The sequence below is a fragment of the Streptomyces sp. NPDC050448 genome (genome assembly GCF_040655295.1).
In the GTDB taxonomy this organism is placed as follows: domain Bacteria; phylum Actinomycetota; class Actinomycetes; order Streptomycetales; family Streptomycetaceae; genus Streptomyces.
In genome coordinates, this window is record NZ_JBFAJR010000018.1 from 119,137 (window position 1) to 140,701 (window position 21,565).

The 21,565-nt window shown below is 72.1% G+C and carries 13 protein-coding genes; 7 read left to right on the forward strand and 6 right to left on the reverse strand.

All coding sequences use genetic code 11. The annotated features are described in order from the left end of the window. Nucleotides 1–76: 76 nt before the first annotated feature. Nucleotides 77–1,021 (forward strand): GDP-L-fucose synthase, encoded by a 945-nt coding sequence (locus AB0I68_RS22075; RefSeq protein WP_363179033.1) that lies wholly within the window; start codon nt 77–79, stop codon nt 1,019–1,021. A gap of 25 nt (nt 1,022–1,046) precedes the next feature. Here the strand turns inward: AB0I68_RS22075 and AB0I68_RS22080 are convergent, their stop codons facing one another. Continuing rightward, nucleotides 1,047–2,534: a sugar transferase gene (locus tag AB0I68_RS22080; protein ID WP_363179034.1), complete on the reverse strand. Its 1,488-nt coding sequence runs from the start codon at nt 2,532–2,534 to the stop codon at nt 1,047–1,049. A 382-nt stretch (nt 2,535–2,916) separates the two neighbouring features. Between AB0I68_RS22080 and AB0I68_RS22085 the strand changes: the two genes are divergently transcribed. Beyond that, nucleotides 2,917–5,184, forward strand: a complete 2,268-nt coding sequence (locus AB0I68_RS22085; RefSeq protein WP_363179035.1) for a M4 family metallopeptidase — start codon at nt 2,917–2,919, stop codon at nt 5,182–5,184. Between the two features lie 109 nt (nt 5,185–5,293). Here the strand turns inward: AB0I68_RS22085 and AB0I68_RS22090 are convergent, their stop codons facing one another. Beyond that, entirely contained in the window at nt 5,294–6,160 is an 867-nt protein-coding gene (locus tag AB0I68_RS22090) for a hypothetical protein (RefSeq protein WP_363179036.1), read from the reverse strand. Between the two features lie 165 nt (nt 6,161–6,325). Next, nucleotides 6,326–7,855 (reverse strand): MFS transporter, encoded by a 1,530-nt coding sequence (locus AB0I68_RS22095; RefSeq protein WP_363179037.1) that lies wholly within the window; start codon nt 7,853–7,855, stop codon nt 6,326–6,328. Nucleotides 7,856–7,993: 138 nt separating this feature from the next. Here AB0I68_RS22095 and AB0I68_RS22100 point away from each other — a divergent pair, with 138 nt between their 5' ends. After that, on the forward strand, nt 7,994–9,103 hold the full coding sequence (locus tag AB0I68_RS22100) for an AsnC family transcriptional regulator (RefSeq protein WP_363179038.1): 1,110 nt from the start codon (nt 7,994–7,996) through the stop codon (nt 9,101–9,103). Between the two features lie 53 nt (nt 9,104–9,156). On the opposite strand, the gene glgP is transcribed toward AB0I68_RS22100, so the two are convergent. The 3 genes from glgP to AB0I68_RS22115 all read right to left on the reverse strand — a co-directional run bounded on the left by glgP (nt 9,157) and on the right by AB0I68_RS22115 (nt 13,032). Next, nucleotides 9,157–11,811 (reverse strand): alpha-glucan family phosphorylase, encoded by a 2,655-nt coding sequence (gene glgP / locus AB0I68_RS22105; protein WP_363179039.1) that lies wholly within the window; start codon nt 11,809–11,811, stop codon nt 9,157–9,159. A 188-nt stretch (nt 11,812–11,999) separates the two neighbouring features. Next, the gene (locus AB0I68_RS22110) at nt 12,000–12,245 is read right to left on the reverse strand and encodes a hypothetical protein (RefSeq protein ID WP_363179040.1); all 246 of its coding nucleotides are present in this window, start codon (nt 12,243–12,245) and stop codon (nt 12,000–12,002) included. A gap of 79 nt (nt 12,246–12,324) precedes the next feature. Next, entirely contained in the window at nt 12,325–13,032 is a 708-nt protein-coding gene (locus tag AB0I68_RS22115) for a hypothetical protein (protein ID WP_363179041.1), read from the reverse strand. A gap of 550 nt (nt 13,033–13,582) precedes the next feature. Here AB0I68_RS22115 and AB0I68_RS22120 point away from each other — a divergent pair. The 4 genes from AB0I68_RS22120 (at nt 13,583) to glgB (ending at nt 21,311) form a co-directional block, all read left to right on the forward strand. Then, on the forward strand, nt 13,583–15,577 hold the full coding sequence (locus AB0I68_RS22120) for an alpha-1,4-glucan--maltose-1-phosphate maltosyltransferase (protein WP_363179042.1): 1,995 nt from the start codon (nt 13,583–13,585) through the stop codon (nt 15,575–15,577). Further along, the gene (gene treS, locus AB0I68_RS22125) at nt 15,574–17,268 is read left to right on the forward strand and encodes a maltose alpha-D-glucosyltransferase (protein WP_363179043.1); all 1,695 of its coding nucleotides are present in this window, start codon (nt 15,574–15,576) and stop codon (nt 17,266–17,268) included. The genes AB0I68_RS22120 and treS overlap by 4 nt, the downstream gene beginning before the upstream one ends. Before the next feature lie 174 nt (nt 17,269–17,442). Next, nucleotides 17,443–18,999, forward strand: a complete 1,557-nt coding sequence (locus AB0I68_RS22130) for a maltokinase (RefSeq protein WP_363179044.1) — start codon at nt 17,443–17,445, stop codon at nt 18,997–18,999. 140 nt (nt 19,000–19,139) lie between these two features. Beyond that, nucleotides 19,140–21,311: a 1,4-alpha-glucan branching enzyme gene (gene glgB / locus AB0I68_RS22135; protein ID WP_363179045.1), complete on the forward strand. Its 2,172-nt coding sequence runs from the start codon at nt 19,140–19,142 to the stop codon at nt 21,309–21,311. Nucleotides 21,312–21,565: the final 254 nt, after the last annotated feature.

Sequence of the window (21,565 nt, forward strand, 5' to 3'; positions counted from 1 at the left end):
GCGCCGGGCCGGGGACGGAGTCACGGGGCGCGGACCCCCGCCGAAACCGCGGACGCGGACTGGCATCATCGGCGGTATGACAAGTTCGCTGCCGCTCCTGCCCCCGAACGCCCGCGTCTTCGTCGCGGGCCACCGCGGCCTCGTGGGGTCCGCGGTCGCCCGCCGGCTCACCGCCGACGGCCACGAGGTGCTCACCCGGGGCCGCGCCGACCTCGACCTGCGCGATGCGGCGGCGACCGGGGCGTACCTGAAGGACGTCCGCCCCGACGCCGTCGTGCTGGCCGCCGCCAAGGTCGGCGGGATCATGGCCAACAGCACGTACCCGGTGCAGTTCCTCGAGGACAACCTCAAGATCCAGCTCAGCGTCATCGGCGGCGCGCACGCCGCCGGGGTCGGCCGCCTGCTGTTCCTCGGCTCCTCGTGCATCTACCCGAAGCTGGCCCCGCAACCCATCAGCGAGGACGCCCTCCTGACGGGCCCGCTGGAGCCGACCAACGAGGCGTACGCCCTGGCGAAGATCGCCGGCATCGTCCAGGTCCAGTCGTACCGCAAGCAGTACGGGGCCTCGTACATCTCGGCCATGCCCACGAACCTCTACGGGCCGGGCGACAACTTCGACCTCGAGACCTCGCACGTGCTGCCCGCCCTGATCCGGCGCTTCCACGAGGCCGCCGCCGAGGGCCGCGACGAGGTCACCCTGTGGGGCAGCGGCACCCCGCGCCGGGAGTTCCTGCACGTGGACGACCTGGCGGCCGCCTGCGCGGTGCTGCTCGGCAGCTACGACGGCGACGAGCCGGTCAACATCGGCTGCGGCGAGGACCTCACCATCAAGGCCCTCGCCGAGACCGTCGCCGAGGTGACCGGCTTCCGGGGCCGGCTCGCCTGGGACACGTCCAAGCCGGACGGCACGCCGCGCAAGCTCCTGGACGTCACGCGCCTGACCTCGCTGGGCTGGAAGCCGGAGATCGGGCTGCGGGACGGCATCGCCTCCACCTACCGGTGGTGGCGCGAGCAGGGCTGAACGGGGCGGCACGTGGTGCGGCCCCTCAGTACGCTCCGCGACCGTCGACGACGGCGCGGAGGGTACGGCCCATGACGTCGACATCGCTGGTGAACGACCAGTTGTCGACGTACTGCAGATCGAGCTGGATCGTCTCGTCCCAGGAGAGGTCGGACCGTCCGCTGATCTGCCACAGCCCGGTCATGCCCGGCCGCACGGTGAGCCGGCGCAGTTCGACCTCGTCGTACTGGGCCACCTCCTCCGGCAGCGGCGGGCGCGGGCCGACCAGCGACATGTGCCCGCTCAGTACGTTGAACAGCTGCGGCAGTTCGTCCATGGAGGTGCGGCGCAGCAGCCGGCCCACGCGGGTCACCCGGGGGTCGCGACGGATCTTGAACATCAGGCCGTCGTTCTCGTTGTCGCCGGACAGCTTGCTCTTGAGCCGGTCCGCGTCCACGACCATGGTGCGGAACTTCCACATGACGAACGGGACCCCGTCGCGCCCGATGCGCCGCTGCCGGTAGAACGCCGGGCCGCGGGAGCCGAGGCGGATCGCCAGGACGATGGCGAGGAAGACCGGGGAGAGCAGCAGCAGCCCGGCCGCCGCACCTGTGCGGTCGAGGACCGACTTGAGCAGGGTCTGGACGCCACGGCTCACCGGCGGCGCCACCCGCAGCACGGCGAGCCCGCCCGCGGACAGGGTCTCCAGCCGCTTGACGGAGACCTCCACGAGCCCGGGGAAGACGGCGAGTTCCAGGCCTGCGTCGTGCAGCGCCCACGCGACCTTGCGCAGCCGCTCCCCCGCGATCCGCGCGCCCGGGGCGACCAGCACGAGGTCGGCGTGGTGGCTGCGGACGGCGCCGAGCAGGGCGGCGGAGTCCGCGGTGGGAGCCTCGGGCGCGGCCGCGTCGAGCCGGGCCGCGACGGGCACCCCGCCCTCGAGCGGGCCGGCTCCGACCGGCACCACGCCGACGACGACGTACGGGTGGTCGGTGCGCGCGGCCAGATGCTCGATGACGGACTCGGCCGCGCCGGGTTCGCCGACCACCAGGACCCGGCTCACGGCGTGGGCCTCGCGGCGGGCCGCCGAGAGGTGGCGGTAGGTCAGCTTGTGGCAGGCCACGGTGATGAGGAGGGCAGGCAGCAGGGCGCCGAGCGCGGACAGCCTGGGGGTGCTCTCGCCGGTCACCACGCGGGCCACGGCCAGGACACCGATCAGAATCAGCCAGTCGTGCACGACGGGCAGCACGCCGCGGGATTCTCCGAGCGCGCGGGCGGCGTAACGCCGGCGCACCGCCTGTACGCCGGTCCACGCCAGGGCCGCGCCGAGGGCGCAGTACACCGGCCGGACCTGCTGCGCCGCCTCGAAGACCAGCCCTACGGGGACTGCGGCGCCGAGGAAGTCGGCCGTGAGGGCGGCGGGAAGGTACCAGCGGGCCTTGTCGCCGAGCCGCCTCGCCGGGGCGGCCGCGAGCCCCGCCGATTCAGCGGCTGCTGCGGCCAGTCTTTGCGCAGGAAAATGGACATGCCTCATGGGCCCCCCTGGCACGTGGTCTATGACAGTGGCGCGTGCCCATGGCTTCCCCTGGCGACGGACATCTGGCGCACCGGGAAACAGTACGACAAACACCCGTACGACAAATGCCGATTGCACGAACCGGATCTCTTGTTGCGCAAGTGTTAGCAACCGGTACCAACCGTTCCAGATATTGATGCCCCCTTTCGCACGCGAAGGTGAATGGTTCGGATACCGGATACGTCTCTTCGGTCAACGAACCGTTTCCGGCCAACCTTTTGACGCGGCCCTGACATTGACGCCAACAGCTGGCACTCTTCGATCCGTTCATCGCACCAGTCCTGCTCTGCCCGGAGGCCCACCCAGCCGTCCGGAACCCCCCTTGCAGAAGGAGTCTGCGTTGAGTCCCACCCCCCACAGGCGTGCCACCGCAGCCGGCGCGCTCGTTGCCGCAGCAGCGCTGCTCGCCGTCGGCATACAGGCCGGTACCGCATCCGCCGACGCCACCGCGGCGCAGGCCCGCAAGGCCGCTCAGCCCAACCCGGGCGCGGCCGCCGCCAATCTCAGTCCCTCCGAGCGTGCGACGCTCATCGCCGATGCCAACTCGACCACCGTCCAGGCGGCCAAGGCCCTCGGCCTCGGCGAGCAGGAGAAGCTGGTCGTCCGCGACGTCGTCAAGGACGCCGACGGCACCACGCACACCACGTACGAACGCACCTACGGCGGACTCCCCGTGCTCGGCGGCGACCTGACGGTCCACGCCAAGGGCGGCGTCACCAAGAGCATCACCAAGGCGACCAACCACGAGATCAAGGTCGCCGACACCACGGCCACCGTGACCCCCGCGGGTGCCGAGGGCCAGGCCGTCTCCGCGGCGAACGACGCGGGCTCCAAGGACGCGAAGGCCTCCAAGGGCGCCCGCAAGGTGATCTGGGCCGCCGAGGGCGTCCCGGTCCTCGCCTACGAGACCGTCGTGGGCGGCCTCCAGGACGACGGCACCCCGAGCGAGCTGCACGTGGTCACCAACGCCAAGACGGGCGCGAAGATCACCCAGTGGCAGGCCATCGAGACCGGCACCGGCAACACCATGTACAGCGGCCAGGTCACGATGGGCACCTCGCAGTCGGGCAGCAACTACACGCTGACCGACGCCGGGCGCGGCGGCCACAAGACGTACGACCTCAACGGCGGCAGCTCCGGCACCGGCAGCCTCTTCACCAACACGACCGATGTGTGGGGCAACGGCGCCGCGTCCAACCGGGCGACCGCGGGCGCTGACGCGCACTACGGCGCACAGCTGACCTGGGACTACTACAAGAACGTGCACGGCCGCAACGGTCTGCGCAACGACGGCGTAGCCCCGTACAGCCGGGTCCACTACGGCAACGCGTACGTGAACGCGTTCTGGGACGACTCCTGCTTCTGCATGACGTACGGCGACGGTACGAGCAACACGCACCCGCTGACGTCGATCGACGTGGCCGCGCACGAGATGACCCACGGCCTCACCTCGGTCACCGGCAACATGGCCTACAGCGGTGAGTCCGGCGGCCTGAACGAGGCGACCTCCGACATCATGTCGGCGGCCGTCGAGTTCTACGCCAACAACCCGCAGGACGTGGGCGACTACCTGGTCGGCGAGAAGATCGACATCAACGGTGACGGCACCCCGCTGCGCTACATGGACAAGCCGAGCAAGGACGGCGGCTCCAAGGACGCGTGGTACTCGGGCATCGGCGGCGTCGATGTCCACTACTCCTCCGGCCCGGCCAACCACTGGTTCTACCTGGCCTCCGAGGGCTCCGGCGCCAAGGTCATCAACGGCGTGAGCTACAACTCGCCGACCTCCGACGGCCTCCCGGTCACCGCGATCGGCCGCGACGCCGCCGCCAAGATCTGGTTCCGCGCGCTGACGGTGGGCTACTTCAAGTCGAACACCAACTACGCGGACGCCCGCGTGCAGACGCTGAAGGCCGCCGCCGACCTGTACGGCGCCGGTTCGACCACGTACAACAACGTGGCCAACGCCTGGGCGGCCATCAACGTCGGCCCGCGCATCAGCGACGGCGTCACGGTCACCGCGATCGCCAACCAGAACACCCAGATCAACACCGCTGTGAGCCTGCAGGTCCAGGCGAGCAGCACCAACACGGGTGCGCTGAGCTACTCGGCGACCGGCCTGCCGGCCGGCCTGTCGATCAACTCCTCGAACGGTCTGATCTCGGGCACGGCGACCACCGCGGGCACGTCCAACGTGACCGTGACGGTGACCGACTCGGCGAACAAGACGGGCACGGCGTCCTTCACCTGGACCGTCGGCACGTCCCAGCAGAACGTGTTCGAGAACACGAACGACTACCAGATCGCGGACAACTCGACCGTCGAGTCCCCGATCGCCGTCACCCGCACGGGCAACGCCCCGAGCACCCTCAAGGTGGACGTGAACATCGTCCACACCTACGTCGGTGACCTCAGGGTCGACCTGGTCGCCCCCGACGGCACCGTCTACAACCTGCGCAACCGCACCGGCGGCAGCGCGGACAACATCGTCCAGAGCTTCACCGTGAACGCATCGGCCGAGGTGGCCCAGGGCACCTGGAAGCTCCGCGTGGCGGACCTCGCCAGCCTGGACACCGGCTACATCAACAGCTGGAAGCTCACCTTCTGACCCCACCGGGGCAGGTGAAGCGAAGCGGCTGACCCATGAAAACGCGGGGCCGTCCGGGAGAGACCCTCCCGGACGGCCCTGTTCCATTTCCGGTCATCGGGTCCGGAAGTCAGCCGCGGGACGTGAAGATGGAGTCGAAGAGGTCGGGCCCGTGCTTGAGGAGCCCGCGGCGCTCCATGCCCTCGCCCTGCTCCTGCCCCTGCTCCTGCCCCTGCTCCTGCTCCTGCCCGTGCTCCTGCTCCCGCCCGTGCTCCTGCTCCTGCTCCTGCCCGTGCTCCTGCTCCTGCTCCTGGCCCTGCTCCTGCCCGTGCTCCTGCTCCCGCCCGTGCTCCGGCTCCTGCCCCTGCTCCTGCTCCCGCCCTTGCTCCTGGTCCTGCTCCCGCCCAGGCTCCTGCCCCTGCTCCGGCTGGTCCTGCTCCGGCTGGTCCATACCCGGCTGGTCCTGCTCCGGCTGGTCCATACCCGGCTGTCCCTGCCCCGGCTGGTCCATCCGCGTGCGGTGGATGCGGCGGGCGCCGTCGTCGTCGCGGGAGTCGTCCCGGAAGTCGTCACGGCGGTCGTCGCGGAAGTCGTCACGGCGGTCGTCGCGGAAGTCGTCGCGGCGGCCGTGGTCTTCGTCGACCGGCGTCAAGAGTGCCGAAAGGGCGTCGACGTCGTTGACCCGGTCGCCCGGCTCGAGCACCCGCTCCGACCGGCCGTTGCAGCCGCGCTCCGAGTAGATCGTGGCGCGCGACTCGGTCTCGTTGCGCACCGACGTCGCGGGGCGGCGACGCGAGGTGCCCGTCAGCTCGTAGCAGGTGTCGTTGTCCGCCGGGTGGATCTGTGCGCGCTCGTCGTTGTCGATGACGTACTCCAGCTGACCCAGCGTGCGACGACCGTCGTGGTCGTCGTGGTCGGCGGCCAGCGACGGGCCGGCGGTGGGCAGGACGAGCGCAAGGGCGCCGAGGAGCGCGGCGGCGGTGGGGCGAAGACGCATGGGGAGACAGTCCGTTCTGTGGGCACTGAATGCCGGTCCGGTGGCATCCAGCGGGCAGCGTAGGAGCGCCCCTCCATGCCGAAACGATTCAGCATGCGCAGCGCGTTCGAAGGTTCACCCGCCCGGATCGGTGGCCTGCGCCCGTACGGACCCGCCCCACGCCCCTTACGCGGACGCGCGTTCGGACGCCGGGGTGTCCGCGGCAGCCGGAGCCGCCGGAGCCGGTACCGAAGCCTGAGCGGGCGCCGCCGTGCGGACCAGGACGAGCACCACCAGCGCGCCGGCCAGCCCCATCAGCCCCGAGACCAGGAACGTCCCCCGCAGCCCGCTCGCGAAGGCCTCCTCCACCCAGACCCGGGCGGCCGGCCCCGCGGCCAGCAGTTCCCCGGCCCGGCCGGAGGCCAACGCCTCGGCCGTGCCGTGCCCTTGGCCGGAGCCGCTGAGCCCGTCCGTCAGCCCGGCCTGGAAGACCGCGCCGAGCACCGCGATGCCGAGCGCCATGCCCAGCTGCCGCGCGGTGTTGAGGGCCCCGCCGGCCATGCCCGCCCGGGCCGGGGCCACGGCTCCCATCGCGGTGGCCGCCAGCGCCGGGGTCGCCATGCCCACCCCGAGGCCGGTCACCACCAGACCCGGGACCAGGGCCGACCAGCCGTCGCCCGCGTCCGTCATCCAGGCCTGGAGCAGTGCGCCCGCCCCGATCAGCAGCAGCCCGCCGCCGATGGTCAGCCGCGCCGGGGCCCCGTGCAGCACCCGGCCGGCCACCGCGGAGACGGCGAACGCGGCAAGGCTCAGCGGCACCAGCACCAGGCCGGCGGACACCGGGCCCATCCCCTCGGCGGACTGCAGCCAGAGGGAGACGTACATCAGGTACGAGAACGCGGCGCCGGACAGCAGCAGCGCCCCGGCCATGACGGCGACGAAGGTGCGGCTGCGGAACAGCGAGAGGTCCAGCATCGGGCGGGAGCTGCGCAGTTCGACGAGGACGAACGCGGCGAAGGCGGCCGCGCCGAGGCCGAACAGGCCGAGGGTGGCGGGCCCGGTCCAGCCGTTCTCGCCGACCCGGATCAGGGCGTACGTGACGGCCGCCGCGCCGGTGGTGAAGGCGGCCATGCCGGGCAGGTCGAGGCCCTTGGCGCGGGGGTCGCGGGACTCGGCGACCGACCGGAGGGTCACGTACACGGCCAGGGCGCAGACCGGGAGGTTGATGAAGAAGATCCAGCGCCAGCCGAAGTGCTCGGTGAGCAGTCCGCCGATGATCGGGCCGGCCGCGGCGGCGGCGCCGTTGACCGCGCCCCAGACGCCGAAGGCGATCCCGCGGTCGCGCCCCTGGTAGGCGCTGCTGAGCAGGGCCATGGTGGTGGCGAACATCGCGGCGCCGCCGATGCCCTGGACGGCGCGGAAGGCGATCAGCGCGGCCGGCCCGGCGGCCAGCCCGCAGGCGAGCGAGGCGGCGGCGAAGAGCCCGAGCCCGCCCAGGTAGACGCGGCGGCGGCCGATCCGGTCGGCGAGGGAGCCGGCGCCGAGCAGCAGCGCGGCGAGGGCCAGGGCGTAGACGTCCATGACCCACTGGAGTCCGGCGAAACCGGTGTGCATGTCTGCGGCCATGTCGGGCAGGGCGACCATCACGATCGTGACGTCGACCAGGAGCATGAACGCGCCGAGGCACACCGCGGTCAGCGGGAGCCATTTACGCATGTGAGTTCTCCTCGGGACCCGGAGGCCCGGCAGGGGGTTGGCGGTGGCTCCAAACTCTCAGCCGCGCGGCCGATCCCCCATCCACACGCCCCCGACTGCCGGATTTCACCCACGACAGGCCCTGCCATGATGGAATCCATGACCACACCCGCGAAACCGAGCACCGGATCCGGCTCCCGCCCCGGGCTCGGCTCACGCCCCGGCCCCGGCTCCGGCTCCCGCCCCGGCCCCGGGTTCGGCCCCGGCCCCGGGGCCGAACGGCTGGACGCCCTCGACCAGGGGCTGGTGCAGGCCCTGATGATCGACGGCCGGGCCCCCTTCAGCCGGATCGCCGAGGTGCTGGAGGTCTCCGACCAGACGGTGGTGCGCCGCTACCGCCGGCTGCGGACCTCGGGCCTGATCCGGGTGGTCGGGCTGGCGCTGGGCAGCCGCGTCGGACTGTTCGAGTCTTGGCTGCGGGTGCAGTGCGCGCCCGACGCCGCGCTCGCGGTGGCCGAGGCGCTGGCCCGGCGGCCGGACATCTCCTGGGTGAAACTCGGCTCCGGCGGCACCGAGATCAACTGTCTGACCAAGGCCCGGACCCGGCAGGACCGCGACGGCCTGCTGCTGGACAAGCTCCCGCGCACCCGCCGGGTGACCGGGGTCAGCGCCCACACCATCCTGCGGGTGTACACCGGCGGCCCGACGCAGTGGTGCGGCCTGGACACCCTGCGGCCCGAGCAGGTCGCGGCGCTGAGGCGGCCCCCCGTGGCGCACGGGCAGGAGCGGTACACCCTGGACGAGGCCGAGCTGGCGCTGCTGGCGGTGCTCGCCCAGGACGGCCGGGCGGGCTATCCGGAGCTGGCCCGCGCCTCCGGCCTGTCGGAGTCCACCGCGCGCCGGCGACTGGACCGGCTGCGGGAGCTGCAGGCGCTGTACTTCGACGTGGAGCTCGTCCCCTCGACCCTGGGCTTCGAGGCGGAGGCGACGCTGATGCTGACCGCGGAGCCGGCCCGGCTGGCGGAGGTGGGCGCCGCGCTCGCCGGCCACCCGGAAGTGCCGTTCGCCGCCGCGGTGACCGGCACGGCCAACCTGATGGCCGCGGTGGTGTGCCGGGACACCGACGCGCTGTACACGTACATGACCGAGCGGATCGGCTCGGTTCCCGGCATCCGGCACGTGGAGGTGATCCCGACCCTGCGCAACATCAAGCGGGCCGGGATGCTGGTGGAGGGCGGGCGGCTGGTGGACCCGCCGCCCGCCCCCTGAACCTCTGCACCTGCGCCCCCGTGTCGGGTCCTGCCCCTGTCGGGTCCTGACCGCTAGCGCAGCAGTACGCCGCCCCCCGCGCCCTGGTCACCGGCCGCGTCGGTCCCCACCGGGGCCGCGACCAGCCCCAGTTCGGCCGGCGTGGCCAGCAGCGGGTGCGCGGGCAGGATGCGCACGGTGTAGCCGTAGGGCCCGGTGCGGTCGAGGGCGAGCGGGCCCTCGTACATCCAGCGCCCCTCCAGGTCCGGCCCGGCGGCCGGCTTGAGCGGGAAGCTCCGCCCGTCGCGGATCACGTCCTGCGGATCCACCCGGCCCGCGACGGCCTGCACCTCCACGTCCTCGGGGGTGAGCGCGTCCAGCGCCACCCGCACCCGCAGCGTGAGGGTGGCCCCGAGCTCGGCGGTGCCGTTCACGGGAGCCGCGGCCAGTGCCTCCACGTGCTCGACGACGACCCGTGGCCAGGCCGCCCGGACCCGGCCCTTCCACCAGGCCAGGTCCCGAGCCGCGTCCGCGTTCAGGGCCCGGTGGGCGCGCGCGGCCGGCGCGTACAGCCGCTCCACGTACTCCCGCACCATGCGGCCCGCGAGCACCTTGGGACCCAGCGAGACGAGCGTGCGCCGGACCATCTCGATCCACCGCACCGGCAGTCCGCTGCGGCCCGCCCGGTCGTAGAACCGCGGGGCGACGTGACCCTCGATCAACTCGTAGAGGGCGTGGGCCTCCAGGTCGTCGCGCCGGTCCTCGTCCGTCCCGAGCCCGTCGGCCGTCGGGATGGCCCAGCCGAAGTCCGGCTCGAACCACTCGTCCCACCAGCCGTCCAGCACGGACAGGTTGAGGCAGCCGTTGAGCGCCGCCTTCATCCCGCTCGTCCCGCAGGCCTCCAGCGGCCGCAGCGGGTTGTTCAGCCAGACGTCGCAGCCCGGGTAGAGCTTCTGCGCCATGGCCATGCCGTAGTCGGGCAGGAAGACGATCCGGTGGCGCAACCGCGGGTCGTCCGCGAACCGCACCAGCTCCTGCACGAGCCGCTTGCCCCCGTCGTCGGCCGGGTGCGCCTTGCCCGCGACGACGATCTGCACGGGCCGGTCCGGGTCGAGCAGCATCCTGCGCAGCCGGTCCGGGTCGCGCAGCATCAGCGTGAGCCGCTTGTACGAGGGCACGCGCCGCGCGAACCCGATGGTGAGCACGTCCGGGTCAAGTACGGAGTCCACCCAGCCGAGTTCGGCGTCGGCGGCCCCGCGCTGGAGCCACGAGGCCCGCAGCCGGTCGCGCACTTCCTGCACCAGCTGCTCGCGCAGCCCGCGCCGCAGGTCCCAGATGTCCTGGTCGCCGATGTCGGCGACCGCGTCCCACCGCTCGGAGCCGCCGACCGACAGCGCGTCCTCGGTCCGCCCCGCGCCGATCTGGCGGGCTCCGAGGCGGACGACCTCGGGGGCCACCCAGGTCGGGGCGTGCACGCCGTTGGTCACGGAGGTGATGGGTACGTCGGCCGGGTCGAAGCCCGGCCACAGCCCGGCGAACATGCCGCGGCTGACCGCCCCGTGCAGGGTCGAGACCCCGTTGGCCCGCTGGGCCAGGCGCAGCCCCATCACCGCCATGTTGAACACCCCGGGGTCACCGCCGGGATAGGACTCGGCGCCCAGTTCCAGGATCCGGTCGACCGGCAGGCCGGCCAGCTCCGCGCCGGGCCCGAAGTGCCGTGCCACCAGGGCCCGCTCGAACCGGTCGATGCCGGCGGGCACCGGCGTGTGCGTGGTGAACACGGTCCCGGCGCGCACCGCCTCGACGGCGGCGTCGAAGCCGAGCCCCTGCTCCCCTTCCAGTTCCCTTATGCGTTCGAGCCCGAGGAAGCCGGCGTGCCCCTCGTTCGTGTGGAACACCTCGGGGTCGGGATGCCCGGTGATCGCGCAGTACGTGCGCACCGCGCGCACGCCTCCGATGCCGAGCAGCATCTCCTGGAGGAGGCGGTGGTCGCTGCCGCCGCCGTAGAGCCGGTCGGTCACCTCCCGGGCGCCGGCGTCGTTGTCCTCGACGTCGGAGTCCAGGAGCAGCAGCGGCACCCGGCCGACGCGGGCCTGCCAGATGTGCGCGTGCAGGGCCCGGCCGCCCGGCAGGCTCAGGGACACCCGGGCGGGCGCCCCGTCGGCGTCCCGCAGCAGGGCGACGGGGAGCTCGTTGGGATCGAGGACGGGATAGTGCTCCTGCTGCCAGCCGTCACGGGAGAGGGACTGGCGGAAGTACCCGTGCCGGTACAGCAGTCCCACGCCGATGAGGGGGACGCCGAGGTCGCTGGCGGCCTTGAGGTGGTCCCCGGCGAGGATCCCGAGCCCGCCGGAGTACTGGGGCAGGGCGGCGGTGATCCCGAACTCGGGGGAGAAGTAGGCGATCCCGGCGGGTAGCTCGCCGCGGTCCTCGTGACTCTGGTACCACCTCCCGCCGTGGACGTAGTCGTCGAGGTCGGCGGCGACGACGGCGAGCCGGCGCAGGAACCGCCGGTCGCCTGCCAGTTCCTCGAGGCGGGGGGCGGAGACTGCGCCGAGCAGCCGGACGGGATCGCCGCCGGCGGCCTGCCAGCCCTCGGGGTCGACGGATTGGAAGAGTTCGCGGGTCTCGGTATGCCACGACCAGCGCAGATTGCGTGCGAGGTCGGCGAGCGGCAGCAGTGGTTCCGGGAGGACGGGGCGTACGGTGAATCGACGGATAGCCTTCACGCGTTCCACCTTCGCAGGCAATTGCGGATCGAAGCGGCCGCACCACGCTGTGCGCCCGCGCATCACCCCGGGAAGGCTAGCCTCACCGCGCCCCGCCCTGCCATGGTGCCTCGGCCGCACCACAGAGCCGCCCCGGCCACCGCGTGCACTGCACGGGCGGCCGGGGCGGCGGTGTGGTGCGGGCCCGCTCAGGGCTGGGTGAACCAGCCGAGCAGGTCGGTGATCACGTGGGTGCTGCCGCCCCAGCTGTTGGAGATGGCGACGCCGCCGTCGGCCACGGGCGTGGTGACGTGGTTGGGGACGGTGTCGCCGGGGCGGGTGTTGAGGCTGCTCGCCTCCGGGCGGCTGGTGTCCGGTCGATCGACATCTCGTACTTCGCGGCCTCCGCTGGCGGAGCCCCGCAGTCCGCCATCAAGGAGTACATCGAGCAGCAAAAACACCCACTGTGACGCGGGCGTCAGAGCAGTCCAGAGAAGCCATTCCTCCCGAGCCCTGAAGAGCCGGGATTCCTGGCTAGATCACGTTGAACACCGCGGAGCCGCCTGAGCCGCCGCCGACCGAGACGGTCGCCGCGCAGTAGCCGCCGGCGGTGTTGTTGGTGACGGCCGTGCCGGGCGCGTCGACCACCGTGACCGCCGCCTGCGTGGTGCCGCCGATGAGGTTGCGGCTGAGGACGGTGCCGCGGGCGCCGCCCTCGATCCGGACCCCGGACAGCCGGCTCCGGGTGACGCGGACGTCCGTGCTCCCCTCGCCGACCACGACGGAGTCGAGCCCGTAGCGGGCACTGGTCAGCCGGTCCAGCTCGACGTCCGCGGAGCGGCCGACCCGGACACCCCCGTGGGTGGACAGCTCGCGGACCACCACGTGGCCGGCGCCGCTGATGGCCAGGCCCTTGGAGACCTCTGCCTGGTGCACGAGGGGGCTCGGGTCGGCGACGAAGGTGATCGGCCTGCCCGGCTCGCCGGAGCGGTCGACGGTGACAGCCTCGTCGTACGTCCGGCCCGCCTTGATCCGCACGGTCTGGCCGGGCTGCACGACCCTGGCCGCTGCCGAAACCGTGCAGAACGGCACGGTCTGCGCACCGGCTCCGGCGTCTGAGCAGTTGGCGTCAACGTTGTTGACGTACAGCGTGGCCGGTGTGCCGGCGGCGGCTTGCGCCGGGACACCGAGAAGGGTGACGAGGCCCGCGGTGAGCAGGACCGCCGTACGAGTGGGACGCAACAGGAAGGTTCCTTCGGGAAAGGCGACGCGGATTCAGGACATTCCGGCACTGCGCGGCGGCTGGAAACCCTCGTTGCCGGGCGCGTGCGAACCCGCGGAGACGGGCTCCGTGATCCCTTCTCGCAAAGCCCCTGTCACTCCGGATATTTCACCCTCACCGGATCAAACCCACGGTCACACAAGGTGCCTGCGGTGCTGGTGGGACAGGGGTGCCTGGACGTACATCCAGTAGTCCTGACCGACTTGACGGAGCCTCGGCAGATGTCGACCAGGGGCTTGGTCTGGGCCGTGCGACTACGTACGAGTAGTTAACCAAGCGCACGGATTGGGCGGGGTGAGAGTGGGAAGGGCTCCCCGCGTACACGCACGGTACCCCCGCCCCACCACCTCTCCCGCCACCCGAGTGAACGCGGACAGGAGCGGCCATGCCCGCAGCCCAGCCGTCTTCTGAGCGGCTAGAAACAGAGCGAACAGAGCGTGCACGACCAGCCGGTGCTCCGGCTGGGCTGTTGTCACCGAGCCCCGCGAACTGCCCCCAGGTGATCCCATCATGATCGGTCGCATTCCCGTGCTGGATGTCCGCCCCGCCGTCGACTGCGGGGCCAGACCCGCGAAGGCCGTCGTCGGCGAGGTCTTCGAGATCTCCGCCACCGTGTTCCGCGAGGGCCACGACGCCGTCGCCGCCCATGTCGTGCTCCGCGACCCGAGCGGACGGCTGCGGCCCCCCGTGCCGATGCGCGAGCTGGCGCCCGGCACCGACCGGTGGGGGGCGCGGGTCTCCGCCGAGGTCGAGGGGAGGTGGACGTACACCGTCGAGGCGTGGAGCGATCCGGTCGGCACCTGGCAGGCCCACGCCGCCATCAAGATCCCCGCGGGCATCGACCCCGGGCTCACGCTGCTGGAAGGCGCCGAGCTCTACGAGCGGGCCGGCTCCCGGATCCCCAAGAAGGACGGGCGCGCGCACATCATGGCCGCCGCCGCCGCGATGCGCGACGAGGACCGCGCGGTGTCGCTGCGGTACGCCGCCGCCCTCGCGTCCCCGGTGCAGGCCGCGCTCGCCCGGCGCCCGTACCGCGAGCTGGTCACCGCCTCCAAGGCCCTGCCGCTGACCGTGGAGCGCAAGCGGGCCCTCTTCGGCTCCTGGTACGAGATGTTCCCGCGCTCCGAGGGCGCCGTCGTCGAGCCCGGCGAGCAGCCCGTGAGCGGCACGTTCCGCACCGCCGCCGAACGGCTGCCGGCCGTCGCCGCGATGGGCTTCGACGTGGTGTACCTGCCGCCGGTGCACCCCATTGGGAGTACGTACCGCAAGGGTCCGAACAACACTCTTTCGGCTGGAAGTTGGGACCCCGGGGTGCCGTGGGCCATCGGCTCCACCGAGGGCGGCCACGACGCGGTCCACCCCGACCTCGGCACGATCGAGGGCTTCGACGCCTTCGTCGCCCGCGCCCGCGAGCTGCGCATGGAGATCGCGCTCGACTTCGCGCTCCAGTGCTCCCCGGACCACCCCTGGGTGGAGAAGCACCCCGAGTGGTTCCGCCACCGGGCCGACGGGACGATCGCGTACGCCGAGAACCCGCCGAAGAAGTACCAGGACATCTACCCGATCCACTTCGACACCGACATGGCCGGGCTCGTCCAGGAGACGGTCCGCATCCTGCGGTACTGGATGGACCACGGCGTCCGCATCTTCCGGGTGGACAATCCGCACACGAAGCCGGTCGTCTTCTGGCAGAAGGTGATCGCGGACATCAACAAGTCCGATCCCGACGTGATCTTCCTGGCGGAGGCCTTCACCCGGCCCGCCATGATGCGCACGCTCGCCGCCATCGGCTTCCAGCAGTCGTACACGTACTTCACCTGGCGCAACACCAAGGCCGAGCTGACCGAGTACCTGACCGAGCTCGCGGACACCCGCTCCGCCGCCGTCATGCGGCCGAATTTCTTCGTCAATACGCCCGACATCCTCCACGAGTACCTCCAGCAGGGCGGCCGCCCGGCCTTCGAGGTGCGCGCCGTCCTCGCCGCCACCCTCTCCCCCACCTGGGGCGTCTACGCCGGCTACGAGCTCTGCGAGAACACCCCGGTCCGGGAGGGCAGCGAGGAGTACCTGAACTCCGAGAAGTACGAGTTCCGGCCGCGCGACTGGGCGGCCGCGGACCGCGAGGGCCGCACCATCGCCCCGCTGATCACCGCCCTGAACCGGCTGCGCCGCCGCAACCCGGCCCTGCAGCAGCTGCGCGACATCCATTTCCACACGACCGACAACGACCAGGTGATCGCCTATTCGAAGCACGCCGGCACCAATTCCGTACTGGTGGTCGTCAACCTCGATCCACACCACACCCAGGAGGCGACGGTCTCGTTGGACATGCCGGTACTCGGCCTCGACTGGCACGGGTCCCTCGCGGTGCGCGACGAGCTCACCGGCGAGACCTACCACTGGGGCAGGGCCAACTACGTGCGCCTAGAGCCGGGCCGCACGCCCGCGCACGTACTGGCGGCTCTGCGACCGTCCCCGCCCACCGGAGGGTCACCCACCACATGATGATCAACGATCCCGTCCACGACACGTTCGAGGACACCCCCGCGAAGGACCGCGACCCCGACTGGTTCAAGCGGGCGGTCTTCTACGAGGTGCTCGTGCGGTCCTTCCACGACAGCAACGGCGACGGCGTAGGAGACCTGAAGGGACTCACCGCCAAGCTCGACTACCTCCAGTGGCTGGGCGTCGACTGCCTCTGGCTGCCGCCGTTCTTCGCCTCTCCGCTCCGCGACGGGGGCTACGACGTCTCCGACTACACCTCGGTGCTCCCCGAGTTCGGCGACCTCGCCGACTTCGTGGAGTTCGTGGACGCCGCGCACCAGCGCGGCATGCGGGTGATCATCGACTTCGTCATGAACCACACGAGCGACCAGCACGAGTGGTTCCAGCAGTCCCGCAAGGACCCCGACGGTCCGTACGGCGACTACTACATGTGGGCCGACAACGACAAGCAGTACCAGGACGCCCGCATCATCTTCATCGACACCGAGACCTCGAACTGGACGTACGACCCGGTCCGCAAGCAGTACTACTGGCACCGGTTCTTCTCGCACCAGCCCGACCTCAACTACGAGAACCCGGCCGTCGTCGAGGAGATCGTCTCCGCCCTCCGCTTCTGGCTGGACCTCGGAATCGACGGGTTCAGACTCGACGCGGTGCCCTACCTGTACGCCGAGGAGGGCACCAACTGCGAGAACCTGCCCCGCACCCACCAGCTCCTCAAGCGGGTCCGCGCCGAGATCGACGCGCACTACCCCGACACCGTGCTGCTCGCCGAGGCCAACCAGTGGCCCGAGGACGTCGTCGACTACTTCGGCGACTACGCGAAGGGCGGGGACGAATGCCACATGGCCTTCCACTTCCCCGTCATGCCGCGCATCTTCATGGCCGTACGAAGAGAGTCGCGCTACCCCGTCTCCGAAATCCTGGCCAAGACCCCGGCGATCCCGGACCGCTGCCAGTGGGGCATCTTCCTGCGCAACCACGACGAGCTCACCCTCGAGATGGTCACGGACGAAGAGCGCGACTACATGTACGCCGAGTACGCCAAGGACCCGCGGATGCGGGCCAACATCGGTATCCGGCGCCGGCTCGCCCCGCTCCTCGACAACGACCGCAACCAGATGGAGCTGTTCACCGCCCTGCTGCTGTCGCTGCCCGGATCGCCGGTGCTCTACTACGGCGACGAGATCGGCATGGGCGACAACATCTGGCTCGGCGACCGCGACGGCGTCCGCACGCCCATGCAGTGGACCCCGGACCGCAACGCCGGTTTCTCCTCCTGCGATCCGGGCAGGCTGAACCTGCCGGTCATCATGGACCCGGTCCACGGGTACCAGGTGACCAATGTCGAGGCCGCGATGGCATCGCCCTCCTCACTGCTGCACTGGACCCGCAAGCTGATCGAGATCCGCAAGGCGAACCCGGCCTTCGGACTCGGCTCGTACACCGAACTGCCCTCGTCCAACCCGGCGGTGCTCGCCTTCCTTCGCGACTACGGCGACGACCTGGTGCTGTGCGTGCACAACTTCTCCCGCTTCGCGCAGCCCACGGAACTGGATCTGCGGTCGTTCAACGGGCGGGTCCCGGTGGAGCTCACGGGTGATGTGCGCTTCCCGCCGATCGGCGAGTGGCCGTACCTGCTCACGCTCGCAGGGCACGGCTTCTACTGGTTCCGCCTGCGCAACGAGTAGGCGCACAGCGGCGAACCGCCCGTGCAGCGGTACGGGGCGGGCACACGAATGGGTCAATCGCCCGCCCCTGTACGGATCATCCTGACCCGACACTTACCCATCACCGGACAGCAACCCTCGCCATCCGGGACACTCTGCGCATTCTGTGACGGCCCGGGGAAAGGACGCGACGCCATGTCGGAGGCTGCATCCGCCCGGAGCCGCCAGGGCAGCCTGGCCGCGGTCCCGCTCGGACCGCTCGAGCCCATGCTGCGGGCCTGGCTGCCGAGCCAGCGCTGGTTCGCCGGCAAGGGGCGCGCGATCACCCGGCTGCGGCTGGTCTCGGCCGTCGAGCTGCTGCCGCCCGGGGTCCTGCCTGGGCTGCTGCACCTCCTCGTCGGCGTGGACGCCGCGGACGGCAGCGCGGACTGCTACCAGCTGCTGCTCGGGGTGCGCCCCGCACCGCTGCCGCCCGCGCTGGCGCCCGCCCTGATCGGGCACGCCGAGCAGGGCCCGTACACCGGCCAGGCCGTGTACGAGGGCCTGGGCGATCCACGGCTCGCGGCGCTCCTGCTGGAACGGTTGCGCACCCCCGGCAGCCACGGCCCGCTCCGCTTCGACCGGGACCCGGCCGCGCTGATCCCCGCCGAGCCGGCGCCCCGGCCGCTGTCCGGGGAACAGACCAACTCCTCGCTGATCTACGGGGATTCGCACATCCTGAAGGTGTTCCGCCGGGTCGGCCCCGGCGTCAACCCGGACCTGGAGCTGCCCAGAGCGCTGGCCGCCGCCGGGTGCGCCCGCGTCCCCGCGCCGGTCGCCTGGTACGAGGCGGAGCTGCCCGGGGCCGAGCCGCTGACCCTCGGCGTGCTCCAGCCCTATCTGCGCGGCTCCGACGACGGCTGGCAGCTCGCGCTGCGCCGGCTCGGCGCCGGAGCCGACTTCACCGCCGAGGCGCACGCGCTGGGCCGGGCCACCGCCGAGGTGCACAGCGCTCTCGCCGCCGCCCTGCCCACCGTCGCGCTGGGCCCGGAGCAGACCGCCCGGCTCGCCTCCGGGATGACGGCCCGGCTGGCGGCCACCGCCCGCGAGGTGCCCGCGCTGCGGCCCTACGAGGCGGGGCTGCGCGGGGCCTTCGACGCGCTGGCCGCCTCCCGCGGAGCCGGGGTGCCCGCCCAGCGGATCCACGGGGACCTGCACCTGGGCCAGACGCTGCGGACCGCCGACGGCAGCTGGGCGCTGATCGACTTCGAGGGCGAGCCGGCCCGGCCGCTGGCCGACCGCCGCCGTCCCGAACCCGCCGTCCGCGACATCGCCGGGATACTGCGCTCGTTCGACTACGCGGCCCGCTCCCACCGCCCGTTCGCCCCCGCCTGGGCGGACGCCTGCCGGGCCGCCTTCTGCGAGGGCTACGCCCGCACCACCGGGCGCGACCCGCGGGAGGACCCCGTCCTGCTGCGCGCGTACGAGACCGACAAGGCGGTGTACGAGGCGCGCTACGAGTCCCGGCACCGCCCCGACTGGCTGCACGTGCCCATGGCGGCCATCCGGCGGCTCGCCTCCGGCGCGGACAGGGGGTTCGGCCGGACCCTGCCGGGCGGCCCCGGGTCCGCAGCCCGCCCGGGGCAGTCCCGCCGGCCCGGTTCCGGCCCGGCCACGGGACCCGCCGCGGGACCCGGCCCGGGCCCCGGCGAAGGCTTCTCCTCCCTCTCCCCCCACCCCCGCCCGCAGCCGCCTAGGAGGCCGCACACGTGAGCCCCGCCCGTCAGTCACCCTCCACCACCCCGCCGTCCCCGGCCCCGGCCCCGGCCCCGGCAACGGGCCGCGGAGCGCCTGCCGCCGCGGCGGCGGGCAAAACCAGGGCACCGCGTGCCCGGAGGTCGCCCGCGCACGGGGTGCGGCCCGCGCCCGCGCTCGGGGCCGACGAACGGGCCCGGCTGCTGGAGGGCCGCCACCACGACCCCCACGGGGTGCTGGGCGCCCGGACCCAGCGGGGCGGGGTGGCCTTCCGCGTGCTGCGCCCGTACGCCAAGGCGGTCACGATCGTCGCCAAGGGGCTGCGGGCCGAGCTCTTCGACGACGGGGACGGGCTGTTCTCGGGGCTGCTGCCGCTGACCGGCGTGCCGGACTACCGGCTGCTGGTCACGTACGACGGCGACGAGATCGAGCTGCACGACCCGTACCGGTTCCTGCCCGCGCTCGGTGAGCTGGACCTGCACCTGATCGGCGAGGGCCGGCACGAGGAGCTGTGGACGGCGCTCGGGGCCCGCCCGATGGAGCACCAGGGCGTGGCCGGCACCCGGTTCACGGTGTGGGCGCCGAACGCCCAAGGGGTGCGGGTCACCGGGGACTTCTCGTACTGGGACTCGGTCGCGTACCCGATGCGCTCGCTGGGCGCCTCCGGGGTGTGGGAGCTGTTCCTGCCGGGGGTGGGCGAGGGCACGCTCTACAAGTACGACATCACCCGCCCGGACGGCAGCCACACCCTGCGCGCCGACCCGATGGCCCGGCACACGGAGGTCCCGCCGGCCACCGCCTCGGTGGTCACCGCATCCCGGTACGAGTGGCAGGACGCGGAGTGGATGGCGCAGCGCGGCGCCCGCCCCACCCACCAGGCACCGTTCTCGGTGTACGAGCTGCACCTGGCCTCCTGGCGGCCCGGGCTCTCGTACCGGCAGCTGGCCGAGCAGCTCCCGCCGTACGTGAAGGAGCTCGGCTTCACGCACGTGGAGTTCATGCCGGTCGCCGAGCACCCCTTCGGCGGCTCGTGGGGCTACCAGGTCACCGGGTTCTACGCGCCGACCTCGAGAATGGGCAGCCCGGACGATTTCCGGATGCTGGTGGACGCGCTGCACCGGGCCGGGATCGGGGTGATCGTCGACTGGGTGCCCGCGCACTTCCCGCGCGACGACTGGGCGCTCGCGGAGTTCGACGGGCGGCCGCTGTACGAGCACCACGACCCGCGGCGGGCCGCGCACCCGGACTGGGGGACGCTGGAGTTCGACTACGGCCGCAAGGAGGTCCGCAACTTCCTCGTCGCCAACGCCGTGTACTGGTGCCAGGAGTTCCACGTGGACGGGCTGCGGGTGGACGCGGTGGCCTCGATGCTCTACCTGGACTACTCGCGGGGCGAGGGCGAGTGGGCGCCGAACGAGCACGGCGGGCGGGAGAACTGGGACGCGGTGGCGATGCTCCAGGAGATGAACGCGACGGTGTACCGGCGCTGCCCGGGCGTGGTGACGATCGCGGAGGAGTCCACGGCCTGGGAGGGTGTGACCCGGCCGACGGACGGCGGCGGGCTCGGCTTCGGGCTGAAGTGGAACATGGGCTGGATGCACGACACCCTGCGGTACGCGTCGAAGGATCCGGTGCACCGCAAGTACCACCACCACGACATGACGTTCGGGATGATCTACGCGTACAGCGAGAACTACGTGCTGCCGATCTCGCACGACGAAGTGGTGCACGGCAAGGGCTCGCTGGTGTCGAAGATGCCCGGGGACTGGTGGCAGCAGCGGGCCATACACCGCGCGTACCTGGGCTTCATGTGGGCCCATCCCGGCAAGCAACTGCTGTTCATGGGACAGGAGTTCGCACAGGGCTCGGAGTGGCAGGAGCGGTACGGGCCGGACTGGTGGCTGCTGGACTCCTCGTACGGGGCGGCCGCCGACCACCGGGGCGTACGCGACCTCGTGCGCGACCTGAACCGCACGTACGCGTCGGCGCCCGCGCTGTGGGAGCGGGACACCGTACCGGAGGGCTTCGCGTGGGTGGAGGCGGACGCGGCGGAGGACAACGTCTTCGCGTTCCTGCGGTACGCGCAGGACGGTTCGCCGCTGCTGTGCGTGTCGAACTACTCGCCGGTGGTCCGGCACGGCTACCGGATCGGCGTCCCGGAGGAGGTGCCGTGGTGGCGGGAGGTCCTGAACACGGACCTGGAGCAGTACGGCGGCAGCGGCGTGCGCCACCTGCAGCCCCTGCGGCCCGAGCCCGTGCCGGCGCAGGGCCGCCCGGCGAGCCTGCGCATGACGCTCCCGCCCCTGGCGACGGTCTGGCTCAGGCCGTGACGCCGGCGGCCTCCTCGAGCTCCTGAAGCAGCTCGCGTTCGGCGCGGGCCCCCACCGTCTGCTTCACGGGCTCGGCGAGCTTGGGGCGGGGCCCTCGCCACCCCCGTATGCGAGGGCCCCCGACATGGATCACGCAGGCCGCCGGAGGCCGGTTCAGGACGAGGTGGGGGAGAACCGTGAACATCGTGCGCAGGGGTATCGCAACGGCTGGCCGGAACCGTACGCTTGCCAATGGATCTAGAAACGATCCGATT

Coding starts and splice junctions, on each gene's coding strand:
- AB0I68_RS22120 (WP_363179042.1), top strand. CDS start 13,583: ATGATCGGTCGCATTCCCGTGCTGGATGTCCGCCCCGCCGTCGACTGC.
- AB0I68_RS22080 (WP_363179034.1), bottom strand. CDS start 2,534: ATGAGGCATGTCCATTTTCCTGCGCAAAGACTGGCCGCAGCAGCCGCT.
- AB0I68_RS22100 (WP_363179038.1), top strand. CDS start 7,994: ATGACCACACCCGCGAAACCGAGCACCGGATCCGGCTCCCGCCCCGGG.
- AB0I68_RS22095 (WP_363179037.1), bottom strand. CDS start 7,855: ATGCGTAAATGGCTCCCGCTGACCGCGGTGTGCCTCGGCGCGTTCATG.
- treS (WP_363179043.1), top strand. CDS start 15,574: ATGATGATCAACGATCCCGTCCACGACACGTTCGAGGACACCCCCGCG.
- AB0I68_RS22075 (WP_363179033.1), top strand. CDS start 77: ATGACAAGTTCGCTGCCGCTCCTGCCCCCGAACGCCCGCGTCTTCGTC.
- AB0I68_RS22090 (WP_363179036.1), bottom strand. CDS start 6,160: ATGCGTCTTCGCCCCACCGCCGCCGCGCTCCTCGGCGCCCTTGCGCTC.
- AB0I68_RS22130 (WP_363179044.1), top strand. CDS start 17,443: ATGTCGGAGGCTGCATCCGCCCGGAGCCGCCAGGGCAGCCTGGCCGCG.